12 protein-coding genes are annotated in these 15721 nt (G+C 40.1%); 7 read left to right on the forward strand and 5 right to left on the reverse strand.

Going from position 1 to position 15721, the window contains the following annotated elements:
- Nucleotides 1-41: 41 nt before the first annotated feature.
- Nucleotides 42-1562 carry a glutamate--tRNA ligase gene (gene gltX / locus B4N43_RS09720; RefSeq protein WP_145329013.1) on the forward strand — a complete coding sequence of 507 codons (1521 nt, stop codon included), beginning with the start codon at nt 42-44 and terminating at the stop codon, nt 1560-1562.
- Between the two features lie 223 nt (nt 1563-1785).
- Here the strand turns inward: gltX and B4N43_RS09725 are convergent, their stop codons facing one another.
- Nucleotides 1786-3363 (reverse strand): MFS transporter, encoded by a 1578-nt coding sequence (locus B4N43_RS09725; RefSeq protein ID WP_145329015.1) that lies wholly within the window; start codon nt 3361-3363, stop codon nt 1786-1788.
- A 6-nt stretch (nt 3364-3369) separates the two neighbouring features.
- Nucleotides 3370-4419: an HlyD family secretion protein gene (locus tag B4N43_RS09730; RefSeq protein WP_088163199.1), complete on the reverse strand. Its 1050-nt coding sequence runs from the start codon at nt 4417-4419 to the stop codon at nt 3370-3372.
- A gap of 381 nt (nt 4420-4800) precedes the next feature.
- Between B4N43_RS09730 and B4N43_RS09735 the strand changes: the two genes are divergently transcribed.
- Nucleotides 4801-5610, forward strand: a complete 810-nt coding sequence (locus B4N43_RS09735) for an AraC family transcriptional regulator (protein ID WP_075994467.1) — start codon at nt 4801-4803, stop codon at nt 5608-5610.
- 9 nt (nt 5611-5619) lie between these two features.
- On the opposite strand, the gene B4N43_RS09740 is transcribed toward B4N43_RS09735, so the two are convergent.
- Nucleotides 5620-8505 (reverse strand): DEAD/DEAH box helicase, encoded by a 2886-nt coding sequence (locus tag B4N43_RS09740; protein ID WP_145329017.1) that lies wholly within the window; start codon nt 8503-8505, stop codon nt 5620-5622.
- 252 nt (nt 8506-8757) lie between these two features.
- Nucleotides 8758-9537, reverse strand: a complete 780-nt coding sequence (dapF, locus tag B4N43_RS09745; RefSeq protein ID WP_248932669.1) for a diaminopimelate epimerase — start codon at nt 9535-9537, stop codon at nt 8758-8760.
- A gap of 230 nt (nt 9538-9767) precedes the next feature.
- Between dapF and B4N43_RS09750 the strand changes: the two genes are divergently transcribed.
- The 5 genes from B4N43_RS09750 to B4N43_RS09770 all read left to right on the forward strand — a co-directional run bounded on the left by B4N43_RS09750 (nt 9768) and on the right by B4N43_RS09770 (nt 14355).
- Nucleotides 9768-11321, forward strand: coding sequence for a Do family serine endopeptidase (locus B4N43_RS09750; RefSeq protein WP_075994464.1), 1554 nt, complete (start codon nt 9768-9770; stop codon nt 11319-11321).
- Nucleotides 11322-11831: 510 nt separating this feature from the next.
- Complete coding sequence (locus tag B4N43_RS09755; RefSeq protein WP_075994463.1) at nt 11832-12278, forward strand: low molecular weight protein-tyrosine-phosphatase; 447 nt, start codon at nt 11832-11834, stop codon at nt 12276-12278.
- A gap of 71 nt (nt 12279-12349) precedes the next feature.
- Nucleotides 12350-12697 carry a hypothetical protein gene (locus tag B4N43_RS09760; protein WP_075994462.1) on the forward strand — a complete coding sequence of 116 codons (348 nt, stop codon included), beginning with the start codon at nt 12350-12352 and terminating at the stop codon, nt 12695-12697.
- A 58-nt stretch (nt 12698-12755) separates the two neighbouring features.
- Nucleotides 12756-13514: a peptidylprolyl isomerase gene (locus B4N43_RS09765; protein WP_286734401.1), complete on the forward strand. Its 759-nt coding sequence runs from the start codon at nt 12756-12758 to the stop codon at nt 13512-13514.
- 73 nt (nt 13515-13587) lie between these two features.
- Nucleotides 13588-14355, forward strand: coding sequence for an exodeoxyribonuclease III (locus tag B4N43_RS09770; RefSeq protein ID WP_075994460.1), 768 nt, complete (start codon nt 13588-13590; stop codon nt 14353-14355).
- An 85-nt stretch (nt 14356-14440) separates the two neighbouring features.
- Here B4N43_RS09770 and B4N43_RS09775 read toward each other — a convergent pair whose 3' ends face one another.
- Nucleotides 14441-15505 carry an Mrp/NBP35 family ATP-binding protein gene (locus B4N43_RS09775; RefSeq protein ID WP_088163192.1) on the reverse strand — a complete coding sequence of 355 codons (1065 nt, stop codon included), beginning with the start codon at nt 15503-15505 and terminating at the stop codon, nt 14441-14443.
- Between the last annotated feature and the right edge of the window lie 216 nt (nt 15506-15721).

The following is a 15721-nucleotide window of genomic DNA, read 5'->3' on the forward strand; positions in this document are numbered from 1 at the left end:
TCGTGCCGCCCAAATCAAAAATTTTGTGGTAATTTTGCGCCATGAGTTCAGAAAGAAAAGTAAGAGTGCGTTTTGCACCAAGCCCGACAGGTGGTCTTCACCTTGGTGGGGTACGTACAGCTTTGTTTAATTTTCTCTATGCGCGTCAGCATCAGGGAGATTTTATTTTACGTGTCGAGGATACGGACCAAACTCGTTTTGTCCCAGGTGCTGAGGAATATATCAACGAATGCTTAGCATGGTGTGGTTTGACTCCAGATGAAAGCCCATTGAAAGGAGGCGAGTACGGACCTTACCGTCAAAGTGAGCGAAAACCATCTTACCGGAAATATGCTGAACAGCTGATTGAGAATGGTTATGCTTACTATGCTTTTGACACAGCAGAGGAGCTGGATGAGCAGCGTAAGTTACAGCCTAATTTTCGATATAGTCACGAGAACAGACTTCAATTACGTAATTCATTGAGTTTGTCTGCCGCTGAAACTCAACAATTATTGGATGCGGGCACACCGCACACCATCCGTATAAAGATTCCAACTGATGAAACGGTATCGTTCACTGATATGATCCGTGGAAAGGTTGCTTTTGATACAAATCTTGTCGATGATAAGGTATTGCTTAAGGCAGATGGCATGCCGACTTATCACCTCGCTGTTGTTGTAGATGATAAGGCCATGGAAATATCGCATGTATTCCGTGGTGAAGAGTGGTTGCCTTCGGCACCTATCCACATCTTATTGTGGGAATACCTTGGTTGGGGGGATAGTATGCCAGGCTGGGCGCACCTTCCATTGATCCTTAAACCAGATGGAAACGGTAAACTAAGCAAGCGTGACGGTGATCGTTTGGGTTTCCCTGTTTATGCTATGAACTGGACCGATGCTAAATCTGGCGATACAACAAAAGGATTCCGTGAGATGGGCTTCTTACCCGAGGCTTTTGTCAATATGCTCGGCGTGTTAGGTTGGAATGATGGCACCGAACAGGAACTTTTCTCCTTAGATGAATTGATTCAGAAATTTGGTGTTGACCGTATCAGTAAAGCCGGTGCGAAATTTGATTTTGAAAAAGCAAAATGGTTCAACCATGAATGGATTAAACGCACGTCGACAGAATCCTTGTTGCCAAAGATCAAAACAGTATTGGAAGATCATCAAGTAGATGCCGATGAAGCTTACGTGAGCAGGGTATTGGATGCTGTGAAAGAGCGTTTAACTTTTGTTGAGGACTTTTGGAGTCAGGCGTCTTTCTTCTTTTTGCAACCTGCGGAATATGATTTGAATGCTGTGAAGCCTAAGTGGACTGCTGAAAAAACAGCATTTTTTGAGGGTATAAACCAGTCATTCGAAGGATTTGATACGTGGAAAGCTGCTGAATTGGAGCCTTTCTTCAAAGATGCGATTCAGGCATCGGGAATGAAAATGGGTGAGCTGATGATGCCATTCCGGATTATGTTGGTAGGCGGTAAATTTGGACCAGATGTCTTTCAGATTGTTGAATTGCTCGGTAAAAACGAGGTCATAGCACGTGTGAAAAAAGCTCTTAAAGAATTTGATGCTTAAATAGATTAAGTACGAGATACCAAAGAGGGGTTGTCTGCATTGATTTGCAAACAGCCCCTTTTTTTGAAAGAACCAGTTTAATTGATTCGTATTGTTTTTATGAAGGCATCAATGAGCTCGTGATACTTGGTTTATTAGGCCGAAAGAATCTTCGGTTCGCTTTCATTGCTGTTACTGCTTGCGAAAGCATGAAAGTTGTATATAGGAGATTTAGCTGCCTCATTTACAAGTATGGGATTCTTAGGCGCATGAAAAGTGTTTTGGCTGGGCCGAATAAAAATATTAGCCCTGTGACCAGCATTCCCAGGATTCCCAGATAAGTAAATATCTCCATGTTACTGATTAGTGATGCTTGCTGACTTAGGGTTCCCGAAATACTTTTGCTTGCAATACGACCTGCTATTTGATCTCCATATATTCCGGTATATTTGTCCATTAATGTATTCCAATAGTTTATTGTCAGTGGGTTGCTTGTATTCAGTGTCTGTTCGAGTTGAATATAATGCTTTTGATTTAGTGTATAGCTGGCATTTTGAATAAGTGCAAATCCGACATTCGTACTCCAAAACCGAACGGTTGTGCCCATGAGGCCTGCATTGCCAGCATGATGGGATTCTACACCTGTCAAAATATAAATAACCAGTGGTGTAAAAAGCCATCCTTGTCCGATTCCTTGAATAAACAAAGGAAGCCCGATTGCCCAGATTGTGGTATCAGGGTAAAATATAGGTACAAATAAAAAACATGAAGTCGCCAATATCAAAAAGCCAAAACCAAAGATATATTTAGGAGATACATCGCGGAGGAGTAAGAATCCTGAACTGCCAACACCCAGTATTGTACCAAGGACATTGATGTACTGTACATCAACAATATAATGCCAGGGCCACTTCCATACGGTAGCCATCACTGTGTATACATTATTGAGACAGCTGCGAATAATATAAAAGAGAAAAAATAGGATAACACCAAAGATCACATTTTTGTATCTGAGGATCTCAAAATGAAACAGCGGTCTTTTGACAATCCGCTGTTTAATGATGAAAAGTGCTCCGAAAATAAGGAAAAGTGCGAAGTTGATGGTGATCTTGGAGCATTCAAACCAATAGTATTTGCGACCATAAATTAAAACGTAGGCCCCGCAGCTCAATGATATCAATAAAAATAGACAGCTGGCCAGATCCAGTTGATAGAGTGGGAACTTTTTACCCAAGCGATTATTGTTGAGTAACAGCAAGGCTATTGCAATCACTATCAAATGCCAATAGAGTACGACATGGATCATATCTTGCCATCCATAGTCCATTATGCTTTCTTTGAGTAAGGATGTCGTTAAAGTTGATCCTGTAAGCATAAAGGTATATAGGAAAAAATAGGCGATCGTTCGGCTTTTGGTATGCTTAATCTGCATCATAAGCAGTGGAAGAAAGCATGCACCTTCCAACACACAGAAAATACCTTCGATCACGCGGAGAATACCAATAAGGAAAGGGTCTCTTGTAAGTGAAATACCGAGTAGAATAAGGATGGAGAGGCTACAGGTCAAGAGTATGTATGTCCTTACCCTAAAAAACGAAAACAGCCGTTGAAATATGAGTAAGGTAACGACAATGGCACCATACATCAAGGATAGAAAATACTGAATATCCTCAGCTTCAATATCCAGTGCCGAAGCGGTAAATGCCGTATTGGAATGGAAGAGCGACATTAGCATGAGATGTGGGAACATCGCTACGATCATTAGCGGGAGTTTTATCCATTCGGGTACCCAGCTGTAGTATAAAGATTTGTTCGTACTCATGGGCGATTAGGATTGATGGGCGGCATGGACAACGACATTCATACCTGCACGTAATTTCTTGAGATCCTGATTTGGATCAAATACAATTTTAATGGGAATCCGTTGCTCAATCTTTACGAAATTTCCGGTTGCATTGTCTTGTGGTATCAGGGCAAATTTGGAACCTGATGCCGGAGAAAATGAGTGGATTCTTCCTTTAAAACTGAGTTTGGGAAAAGCGTCGACCTGTATAGTAACGATAGTGCCTTCTGCAAGATTTTCGAGTTGAGTTTCCCTAAAGTTAGCGTTGATCCATTTCTCTTCACTAATGACATTGGCAAGTGTCTGACCTTCCTTTACATATTGTCCTGCTTGGATGGTTCGTTTTCCAACAAAGCCATCATAAGGTGCTGTAACTACGGTATACGAAAGAAAAAGCTGTGCATTTGTTTTTGCGGCCTTTTTAATATTGATATTGGCTCTTGCCGGTAGTTCGCTTGTTTTTTCTTTGTTGGTGTTTAGTTGAGCTGAATTATATTCTTCGATTATAGTGTGCAGTTGTGCCAATGCTATATCATATGCTGCTTTGGCATTATCGTACTGTTGTTGGGTCGCAGCCTCTGCTTCAAATAAATTCTTGAATCGCTTGTAATCCTGTTCGGTCTGCCATACACTTACTTTTGCCGCTTCTAATCTTGCCTTTTGAACAGAAATGCTATTGGCTGTTGCATTGGCTGTTTTGCTGATTACCTCAGCATTGCTCTGGCTACTTTGGAGCTCGGCATTCGCCATATCAACCTTTGTTTGATACTCACTGGCATCTATAATTAATAAGGTATCGCCCCGATGTACATATTGGTTTTCCTCAAATCGTACTTCCTTGATAAAACCAGAAACCCTACTGGCAATAGGTGTCAAGTATTGATCAATTTGTGCGTCATTTGTTGTTACATATTGATTGGTAAAAATAAGGTGTCTGACTAAGACGCCGATACCGGTCAATAATAATAGGCTGGCAAATATGACGAGCATTTTATTAAATCCTTTTGTTTTGTCTTTTTTATCTTCTTTATTCATTGTTATTTTGATTGCGTAATTTTAATAGTCTGCTTTATGTGTTTATAGTGTGTCAACACAGGCGAACTGTGTACTTTTAGCATCATCTAAATTTACAGTTGAGCCTTTTTATTTGATCCGATGTTGTAGGAGACTTTTAAAAATTTAATTAAAGTCCGTTGTGCCAGTATTCAGTTCCGCTTATGATGTACTCGGAGTAGCAATTTTTCTGTTTTTGTATGTTACTTAATCAGGGTTACCCGGAATACGAGCAAACTTCCTCTGAGAGCATGAGCATATGGCTGTACAAAGATACTGTGGAATAGAAACGTTTTGTTTTGTATAGTCGGACGGATATATGTTCATTTGCGCCATGTTGTAGGAAAAGTGTAATTTTAAGTTATGGAAGAGGAAAAACTTGTAGCTATTGATGCTGACCAATATGATTTTTATGTAGACCATATGTATGTCGATCGTATCGATTCTCGTGAGTACAAACATAAAAAGGCGCGGCTGCTCTATGCTGACGGTGGTATTATTCATGTGTTTACAACAACAAAGCACTGGTATTTGCCAGCAAGGTTTTATATGTGGATTCCGGCAAATACAACTTATCATCTGGAAAGTACAAGCTCTCGTATTCCGCTATATAGTTTTTATTTCAAGGAGAAGCAGCATATGCCGTCCGTACTTTCAACGCCAAATATATTTCTAAGCAATGATCTGGTGCGTGAAATGTTTTTATTTGCTCAGGATTGGAGCGGAGGGATCAGCAAAACGGCTGATTATTCAAAGTACTGTCTCTTGCGTGCGATGATGGCGATTATTCCGGATACGAGTTCACCAATAGATGCTTTTCCGATGCAGCATCCTTATCCTAAAAGTGAAAAACTCAGGAGCGTAGCGAGATATCTGAATAGCAATATTGATCAAGCATTTACCATTGAACAGGTTGCTGTGCGCTTTGGTATGAGCAGCCGCTCGTTGTCACGGTTGTTTAAAGAAGATATGGGGATTAGTTATATCCGTTTTTTAAGAGCCATACGAATTGCGAAAGCTCTGGAACTGATGTCTGAGAATAGCTATTCCATTCTAGAAATAGCCATGCGTGTAGGGTACAATGAGCTGTCTTCTTTTAGCAATATTTTTACGCGTGTAACGGGTATCCGTCCATCGATATATATGGCGAAGATTAATGAATATAAACAGTAATGTTTTTATTTAGGCCAAAAGTTCCTGCAGATCTTCCTGTGATAGTGACTTGATGAAGCTTTCTTCTGTCGTGATCAGGCTTTGTGCAATCGACTTCTTTTTATTCTGTAAAGCTAATATCTTTTCTTCGACGGTATCTTTACTGATAAATTTATAGATAAACACGTTGCGCGTTTGACCGATGCGGTGTGAACGGTCTACAGCCTGTTGTTCCACAGCTGGATTCCACCACGGATCCAGAATAAAAACATAGTCAGCTTCAATCAGATTGAGTCCCACCCCACCTGCTTTTATCGATATAAGGAATAACTTGGTATCGTTGTTTTTACGAAATTGGCTGACGGCTTCATCCCGATTCTTTGTGCCGCCATCCAGGTAGGCATAATTTGTTCCTTTATGATCGAAATACTGACGGAAAATATTGAGCTGTTTTACGAATTGGGAGAAAATCAGCACTTTGTTGCCTCTTCGCATGACCATCTCAAGCGTTTCAATGACAGCTTCAAACTTGCCGGAATCACCCGAGAATTTCTCATCCACCATTCTGGGATGATTGGCTAATTGTCGGAGCTTTGTCAGGCCTTGCAACAACGCAATTTGCGTAGATTTAGGCTTGCTGTCCAATTGTCCGTCAAGAATTGCATTGCGATATTCAGATTTGACTTTTTCGTACAACTCGGATTGTTTTTCAGTCATTTCACAATAAAGGATCTGTTCAGTTTTTGGCGGTAATTCTGTTGCCACCTGATCTTTTGTACGTCTTAATATAAATGGTTTGACAATCGCTTGAAGACGCTGTGCTTTTTCTTCATCTTTTTTCTTTTCTATGGGCTGTACAAATTCCTTTTGAAAATAAGTATAGCTGCCTAGTAGTCCTGGATTGGTGAAGTGCATCTGTGCCCAAAGATCCGAAACGGAATTTTCTACAGGAGTTCCACTCAAAGCCAATTTGTTTTTGCTTTTTAGGCTTTTGATGGCTTTAAACGATTTGGAAGTTGGGTTTTTGATATTCTGGCTCTCATCGAGGATAATGTAATTAAAATAAAAGCTACTCAAGGTTTCTTCGTCAATACGGGCAATTCCGTAGGTGGTAATTACCAAATCATATTTGTCGAAAAGAGTAGCATCTTTGATGCGATTGTTTCCGGTATGAAGGTGGATATTAAGCTGTGGGGCAAATTGCTGCGCTTCTTTCTGCCAGTTGTATACCAATGATGTTGGCAACACCAAAAGTGAGGTACGGATATCCTGTTCGTCTTGGAGTTGTTCTTTCTGCTGTTGCAATAGGGCTAAAGTCTGTATGGTTTTACCCAAACCCATATCATCTGCAAGACAGCCGCCAAATTTATACTGCTTCAAAAAATTAAACCAATTGTATCCTGCTTTTTGGTATGGGCGAAGATTTCCCTTGAAATGTTTTGGTTCGGGAATATCAGCAATCTCTTCAAAGTTGGCTAAATTCTGTAGTTTTCGTGTAAATACCAGCTGTGTATGCTCACTAATTTCAAAGAGTAGACCAATATGTACCTTATTTAGTTTGAGCTCATGCCGATCTGCAGAAAACTGGAAGAGATGATTGTATTTTGCAAACCATTCATCCGGAATCATGGCAATTTCTCCATTCGGTAAGGTAAATTCCTTAATGTTATTAAGAATATGATTGCGCAGCTGGATAAATGGGATCTCATAGGGACCAAATTTTGCGATAGCGCTGATATCAAACCAATCATTGTCTTCATCAATGGAGATATCTAAGGAGGTGTGCCCTATGAAGAAGCGTTTTTCTTCACTATTTTGTATAATGTGGAATCCTAGAGTCTCAAGTTGTTCTTGATGGTTGTTCATCCAGTCAAATACTGAAAGCCGTTTTCCATTATGGGTAGTTGGCGTTAATAAACCGAGTTGGAGGTCGACATCCTGTAGCCCCAATTTTTTTAAGCTTTCATGTTGTTGTTCTTCCCATTGCAAAGATCGTTTTACACGGTGGAATATATATTGATCATCTTTCTCATTATATTCCATACGAACAGTAACTTTATTCTCGGCTCCTGCGGTAAAGGTGTGCGGCCCGTACTTGAATTGCAGTTGTAATTGCGATGCCCCGTCTTCAATATAAATCAAATGGAGGAGTGGAATTGCTTGGTGTTGGTGGGTTTGAATTTCAAATCCTTCGGCATAGACATGATAACGTTCAATCAGCCCACATACAAAGGTTTCGAAATATTTTTTTTCGGTACTTCTACCGACAGAAATGTAACGTTTATTTAGGAAAGGGCTGAGTTTCTTGCCCTCAAGTGCCTGATCGAAATAATATAGGGTATTGTTTAGAAGTAACCATGCTTGTACATTGGTCAAGACAATGGCATTTTTGAACATAAACTCCAGACGCTGATTTTCGTATTTGATTGTCGGGAAATAACGTGTTTCTTCTTCGTTTCGTCGAAAATGAAATAGAATCGATGCCGCGGAGGTTGCCAATTTAATTTCTTGATCTGCTGGATAACCATCTTTGCTCATCATGAAAAGCGGTTTGTCTCCAACAGCTTCAAAAAATTGGATCATTTTTTCATCAATTTTAGGACGAAGAAGCTCATGTAACTTTTTATCGAAAACTTTGGAAAAGAAATCGACAGGTCTAATTGCTTTTTTGTAGTATTTTTTAATGAGGTGAGTTTGTTCGATTTCATCGAGCAATCGAATTAGTTTGTAATCTAATTCATCCAATTCAGCGGCGTAAGCATCTACAGTATTGCTAAATATACGTTGATAGCGTAGTGAGTAAGTCCCATTGGGATTGAGTTTGACCATGTGTGGCTCAATAAGATAGCCAAGATAGGGGTGCTCACATATAGAATAAACGATTTTATATACTGGAAATGACTTTGACTGTTGCATTAAAAATAGCGGACCTTATAAATAAAGGTTTCTAATATACAATAAAATATACCATTAATCGCAATTTGCGCGTTGAAATTTTTAAAATCGATTTTAAGGGATAGCTAGTGAAGATCTCGTACTAACCTTCATTATGAGGTTGTGTACAGGTGTCGTTAAATATCAAAGGGCGTAGGCCCTATTTCACGGCTTGATTTGCTTGGATTGAAAATTTGGGTTGCAATTAGCCTTGATCGCTATAGGAATAAAAACCTAATAGTTCCCTTCAAAGACAAACTGTGCCGGGCCCTTTAAGAACACCTCTGAGAAATGGGAGCCTTTCTTATGGAAGGAGATATACAGCTGTCCTCCTAATACTCGGATAGGAATATTGATATCACCTTCTAAATTTTGCTGCAAGGCGACAGCCATGGCCGCTGCAGTTGCTCCAGTGCCGCAGGCATAGGTTTCATCTTCAACACCGCGCTCAAATGTGCGGAGGAAATAACCATCTCCTTCAGCTTCAATGAAATTTACATTGATGCCTTCTTTTCCATAAGTAGCGTTATTGCGAATGGCGTAGCCATCTTGGAAGACATTCTTATCCTGCAGATTTTTTACGAACTCAACATAATGTGGAGAACCTGTTTGTAACAGATAGGCTTCTCCATCACGGGTAAAATCCGTTACATCGATCATCTGGAGATTGACAAGGTCTGCTGATAAAGAGGCATGGTGTATGCCATCTACTGCCAAAAAGACAGTTCTGTCAGTAATAATGCCTAAGTCGCGTGCAAAAGCGACGATACAACGCCCCCCATTACCACACATGCTGCCTTCTCTACCGTCGGCATTATAATAAATCATCTCAAAATCGTAATTTTCTGTGGTTTGTAAGAGCATTAGACCATCGGCACCAATGCCAAACCGGCGGTTACAGAGCTTTTCTACCAATGCTTCATCTGCGCGGTCAAATGCTTTGTTGCGATTGTCTACTAAAATGAAGTCATTGCCTGCTCCCTGATATTTTGAAAATCTTACTTTTGATGCCATTACGTTGATTTGTAGTAACAAAAGTACGTTTTTTTGTTACAAAAAAACGGAGAAAAGTTAAGATTTGTTAAAATGATTGCATTTGTCTAGTAATTAACATTTTTTAACGTGCCGGATTTTCCGAAGGCTTCGAAATGGTATTACATTTGAACATATCCGAATAAAATCGGTAATTTTAAGAGCAAAAATTATCAGCTTATATTAAGACATTTTAAAATAAAAATAAGTTTATGAATAAGGTCGGTTTAACGCTATTAACGGCTGTTTTCGGTGGAGCGGTAGCATTAGGTGGTTACAAGCTTATTGAGAATAAGAAGTTTGATGGTAAGTCTTTCGAAGACAAACAAAAAGTTTATTTTGCGAACAACCCAGTAGGAGCCATGTCTTCGACAGGTAATCCTGATTTTACCCAGGCTGCTGCTGCCGTTTCTCCGGGCGTAGTACATATCAAAACAACGTACACGCGTAAGGGATCTCAGGAATCACAGGGTTCTCCATTCGATATGTTTGAGGAGTTTTTTGGCATGCCACAGGGTGGCGGACGTCGTCAGATGCAGTCCCAGCCTATACAAGCATCCGGATCAGGTGTAATTATTTCAGATGATGGTTATATTGTAACCAACAATCACGTGGTGGAAGATGCAGATAAAATTGAAGTGGTACTAACAGACAAGCGTACGTTTGAAGCTAAATTAATTGGCCGGGATCCAAATACAGATATTGCTCTGTTAAAGGTTGCTGGAAAAGGCCTTCCTGTTGTTAAATTAGGTAATTCAGATAATGTTAATGTTGGTGAATGGGTATTGGCTTTTGGTTATCCACTTGGATTGCAATCTACTGTAACAGCAGGTATCGTTAGTGCTACTGGCCGTGATATTGGTATCTTAAGAGAAGGTCAGCAACAACGCGGTAATCCTTTTGGAGGAAATACGAATCAGCCTCTAGCAAGTTCGGCTATTGAATCCTTTATCCAAACTGATGCAGTTATTAATAAGGGGAATAGCGGTGGAGCATTGACAAATGCTGCTGGTGAATTGATTGGTATTAACTCTGCTATTGCTTCTCCAACAGGTGTGTATGCGGGGTATGGTTTTGCAATTCCTGTGAACTTAGTGAAAAAAATTGCTGATGACTTTGTGGAATTTGGGAATGTAAAACGAGGTTATATTGGTATTAATTACCAACCAGTCACGTCTGAGTTAGCTAAAGAAAGAGGTATTACGGACGTGAACGGGCTATTTGTCGAAGATGTTGTAGCTGGTGGTGCAGCAGAAGCTGCCGGTATCAAAAAAGGAGATATCTTGACTAAAATTAATGGCAAAGTAATTACAGGATCGCCAGTTTTAGGAGAGACAATAGGTCGTCTGCGTCCTGGTGATAAAGTGAATATCACCTACAAACGTGATGGTAAGGAAAAACAAGTGTCGTTGACGTTAAAAGGCGAAGAATCCTTAAAGACTGCAAGCGCTAGCGGAAAAGCTTCTAAAAGTGCAACGGAGATTTACAATAAATTAGGAGCAAGCTTTATTCCTGCTTCTGCTCAGAAGAAAAAGGAACTGGGTGTAAACTCTGGAGTTGTTGTAACTCAGGTGAACCGTGGTGGTATCTTTGATTATTTCGGTGTAGAGCGTGGACTGGTCATTACAGAGGTGAATGGAAAAGCGGTCAATACAGTAGATGATGTTGAAGCTGCTCTCGGCGCAACACAACGCAATATTGTACGATTGAAAGGTGTATCTCCGCAAGGTGGTGCTGTTCAATTGAGCTTCCCGGTAGAATATTAAACATTGAATTAAGAATTGGTTGATTAATATAGTTTAGGTGGTTCTAGCCGTAAGGTTAGGCCACCTTTTTTATGCTTTGTGTATTGATCGTGTTTTTCATAAAGGTATCATTCGGCTCGTTATGCTTGGTTTATTGAAAAGTGTTTAGTCTCATTGGCCTCATTTAACTTGGTTATTGGACAGCAAAGGTCTCCAGTCTTTTTTCATTACTGTTGGTAGACACATAATCAGAAGGATTTTATAGGAAAGCTACGGCACTTGGTAAGAAGTAAGTCAATTTTAAGCCGGTTGTTTCCTTAATCATTTTAGTTTAGCTATTTTGCGGAATTAAGTGCCGAAATAGCTCCAGCGCTTTTTATGCTGGGACTTTCTGGCTTTGTGATTTATTTCAATATTGCTATTGACAAGCATGAAAGCCTGATTATGTCGGCTAATGGCGTTCTTTGCGCCGTTTAGTTTGGATCGTAGCGTGGTATGGCTACTCTTTGATAGCTTTTAAAAATTATAGAGATGAAGATTTTAATGGTTTGTTTGGGAAACATCTGTCGTTCTCCCCTTGCACATGGTATATTGAAACAAAAAGCAGCAGATAATCAATTAAACTGGGTCGTTGAATCGGCGGGTACAGGTGACTGGCACATAGGTGAAGCACCCGATCGTAGAGCTATTGCAATTGCAAAGAAGTATGGTGTCGATATTTCCGGTCAGCGGGCACGGCATTTCAAACCGCAATTTTTTTCCGAATACGATCTTATATTTGTAATGGATAGACAAAACTATGCAGATGTATGCGCTCAGGTGATTGATAAGGAAGATCTGCACAAAGTTAAATTGTTTTTGGGAGATGATGTTGTTCCTGATCCGTATTTTGATGATAATTTGTTCGATCCCGTGTTTCAGATGATTGATCAACGTTGTGCAGAGGTTATTGCCAAAGGCGGGAATCCAACAGCATAACTATATTTATCTGTGCGTTAATTTGCTTGCAAATCATCGTAAATTTATCTTAGTTTGTTTAAAACAAAAAAATGAAGGCAGCAGAAGTAAACAAGAAGTGGAACATCCTACAGGATGAAATTGCTTCTCTATTCGATATGGAAAAGCCTGACATCAAGGTTTGTTTATTCCTTATTGGTGTTCAGGAATTGGGCAAAGGTGCCCAAAAATTCTCAAAACGAGAAAAAGAAGAGTTGATGCACATTGCGACGTGTCGTCTTTTCAGTGCTATGGGATTTTATAATCTGAAAGGTCTGGATGAAGAAGGGTGGCCACATTGGGAATTGGTAAAACCTATTCCTAACTATACTCTTTTGGAGCAAGAACTGATTATGAAGTCCTTGATCATAAATTATTTTGAAGAGTTAAACGTTATCTAAAAGATAACACAATTGAAAAAAGAGGAAGTTCTAAATGGGAACATATAATTATTAACAGATGAGATTTTTAAAGGCTAGTTTAATAGCAGTATTCTGCTTTTTGCAGGTTTTGGCATTTGCGGCTAAACCCGAGTTTAAATATGTACAGATCGTTACTGACAAGGGGACCTGTGTGCTGCGGTTGTACAATGAGACACCAAAACATCGGGATAACTTCGTGAAATTAGCAAAAAGTAAATACTACGATGGAACCTTGTTCCATCGCGTCATCCAGAATTTTATGATCCAGGGAGGCGATCCTGACTCAAGAAATGCAGTTGGAGGAGCGCAGCTGGGTAATGGAGGACCAGGGTATACCATTCCTGCAGAGATTCAGGACGGTTTGTTCCATAAAAAAGGGACCATTGGAGCGGCTAGGGATAACAACCCCGCAAAAGCTTCTTCGGGTTCTCAGTTTTATCTTGTTCAGGGAAAGGTATTCACACCTGAAGATCTTAATCGTTTGGAGCAAACACGGATGAATGGTAAGAAATTTTCGGAAGTACAGCGTCAGGCTTACACGACTATTGGTGGTGCACCTCATTTGGATTGGAATTATACTGTATTTGGTGAGTTGGTCAAGGGAGTGGATGTTATCGATCAGATTGCAGCTGTGAAAACAGATAAGCACGATAGACCAGAAGTCGACCAAAAGATGAACATGCATGTGCTAACGAGGCGAGAAGCGTTAAACTTAGAGCGGGAACTAAAAGGTCTAAAACCTCAGACTGGTATCTTTTCTAAAATCGGTGATCTGTTCTCTTCTAAGGATTATTAATGTTTTTATGAAGTCGCAAATCAGGGATTGAAGCGCTTTTTTTCCTATTATTTAGAATCTCAATACTCAAAAAATGAAAATAGTAACCTATAATGTGAATGGTTTACGTGCAGCCTTGAAGAAAGATTGGTTAGGCTGGTTGAAAACTGTAAATGCGGATGTCATATGTCTTCAGGAGATTAAAGCTACACCGGATCAGATTCCCGAAATTGCTTTGTTGGAGCAGATGGGCTATGAGCATTACTGGTATCCAGCTCAAAAGAAGGGCTATAGCGGAGTCGCCTTGTTTACGCGGATCACACCTAAGCATATTGAGTATGGTTGCGGCCATGAAGATTATGATTTTGAAGGACGTATTATCCGTGCTGATTTTGATCAGGTCTCCGTGATGAGTACCTATTTCCCATCAGGTACAACAGGAGATGTGAGACAGGATTTTAAATACCGTTTTTTGGAGGATTTTCAGTCATATAGCGATAAGCTTTTGATCGAAAAACCGAATTTGGTCGTTTGTGGTGATTATAATATTTGTCACCGTGCCATCGATATTCACAATCCAAAATCAAATGCAAATTCTTCGGGATTTCTTCCGGAAGAGCGCGAATGGATGGAGAATTTTATTAATTCGGGTTATATTGACTCTTTCCGCCATTTAAACCCTGATCCACACCACTACAGTTGGTGGAGCTATCGTGCAGGGGCTCGTGCAAAGAATTTGGGCTGGCGTATTGATTATAATATGGTTTCAAAACCTTTGGCGGAACAAATCAAATCTTCCAGTATAATGCCGGATGCAGTCCATTCCGATCATTGCCCGGTATTGCTGGAACTTGCTATCTAATACTTAGATGACATTTCATAAAAAAGGCTTTCATACGTATGAAAGCCTTTTTTATGGTGAAGCGCAAGAGCGCATTATTCACTAACTATCTCCCTTGGCTATGGATAATGGAAAGTTGCTGGGCAACTTTCTCTGCGATCGTTAAAAATGATTTCGTTACAGGATCTTCGTTATCTATGGCAACAGGGAAACCATTATCTCCTGCGTCAGAAATGCCTTTTAACAAAGGGATTTCACCTAGGAAAGGAACTTTATATTCTTCTGCAAGACGTTTTCCGCCATCTTTACCAAAAATATAATATTTGTTCTCTGGCAGTTCAGCTGGTGTAAAATAGGCCATATTTTCCACGACACCCAATAATGGGATATTGATGCTATCCATTAAGAACATTCCGATTCCTTTGACAGCATCAGCCAGGGCAACGTGCTGCGGGGTTGTGACAATCACAGCCCCGGCAATCGGGAATGTCTGTGATACGGTGATATGGATGTCACCAGTACCCGGAGGCATATCAACAACCAAATAATCCAGTTCACCCCAATGTGCATCATTAAAAAGCTGCTTGATGGCCGAGGTCGTCATCGGTCCACGCCATGGAATAGGTTGGTTTGGATCGGTGAAAAATCCTATTGAAAGTAATTTCAGTCCAAATTTTTCAAGCGGTTCAATTTTAACCTGGCCGTTTGGCATTTCTATCGAACCCGGTTTGGCACCTTCTAGGCCAAACATAATTGGAAGCGATGGCCCATAGATGTCGGCGTCTAAAAGACCTGTTTTAGCTCCTTTAGCATGGAGTGCAAGTGCAAGATTTGCAGCGACAGTAGATTTACCAACTCCACCTTTGCCTGAAGATACCAGGATGATGTTTTTAATACCTGATACTTGCGCGCCTTGTTTCCCGATCACATTGGAAGTCATATTGATATGAACTTCGAGGTTTTTGTCGATGAAATGGGCTATGGCGTTTCGGCAGGCATGCTCAATATGGTCCTTAAGCGGGCAAGCTGGTGTAGTTAAAATGACATCGAAAGAAATTTTTTCACCTTCGATCTCGATATTTTGAATCATATTCAATGTTACAAGATCCTTTTTCAAATCAGGCTCTTCAACATAGGATAATGCATTTAATATTTGTTCTTTGGTAACCATCTATTATTCATTTGTAATCATGGATTACAAAACTACTCATTGCGGATCAATTTCATGTCATTTCTTTGTTTTTAATGGGATTAAGATTACTGTATCGTACTCCTAATCTTTAGGAAAGATCCGTTATCCAGTACATTTTCGTTTTCGGGTAACCAACCTGTTTTCTAAATAATTTTGTCGGACTGTAGAAAGGGATAAAGGCCATCCTTGTTTCAG

This window comes from Sphingobacterium sp. UBA1897, from assembly GCF_002337775.1.
GTDB lineage: Bacteria > Bacteroidota > Bacteroidia > Sphingobacteriales > Sphingobacteriaceae > Sphingobacterium > Sphingobacterium siyangense.

Coding starts and splice junctions, on each gene's coding strand:
- gltX (WP_145329013.1), top strand. CDS start 42: ATGAGTTCAGAAAGAAAAGTAAGAGTGCGTTTTGCACCAAGCCCGACA.
- B4N43_RS09725 (WP_145329015.1), bottom strand. CDS start 3,363: ATGAGTACGAACAAATCTTTATACTACAGCTGGGTACCCGAATGGATA.
- B4N43_RS09765 (WP_286734401.1), top strand. CDS start 12,756: ATGAGATTTTTAAAGGCTAGTTTAATAGCAGTATTCTGCTTTTTGCAG.
- B4N43_RS09735 (WP_075994467.1), top strand. CDS start 4,801: ATGGAAGAGGAAAAACTTGTAGCTATTGATGCTGACCAATATGATTTT.
- B4N43_RS09775 (WP_088163192.1), bottom strand. CDS start 15,505: ATGGTTACCAAAGAACAAATATTAAATGCATTATCCTATGTTGAAGAG.
- B4N43_RS09760 (WP_075994462.1), top strand. CDS start 12,350: ATGAAGGCAGCAGAAGTAAACAAGAAGTGGAACATCCTACAGGATGAA.
- B4N43_RS09740 (WP_145329017.1), bottom strand. CDS start 8,505: ATGCAACAGTCAAAGTCATTTCCAGTATATAAAATCGTTTATTCTATA.
- dapF (WP_248932669.1), bottom strand. CDS start 9,537: ATGGCATCAAAAGTAAGATTTTCAAAATATCAGGGAGCAGGCAATGAC.
- B4N43_RS09770 (WP_075994460.1), top strand. CDS start 13,588: ATGAAAATAGTAACCTATAATGTGAATGGTTTACGTGCAGCCTTGAAG.
- B4N43_RS09730 (WP_088163199.1), bottom strand. CDS start 4,419: ATGAATAAAGAAGATAAAAAAGACAAAACAAAAGGATTTAATAAAATG.
- B4N43_RS09755 (WP_075994463.1), top strand. CDS start 11,832: ATGAAGATTTTAATGGTTTGTTTGGGAAACATCTGTCGTTCTCCCCTT.
- B4N43_RS09750 (WP_075994464.1), top strand. CDS start 9,768: ATGAATAAGGTCGGTTTAACGCTATTAACGGCTGTTTTCGGTGGAGCG.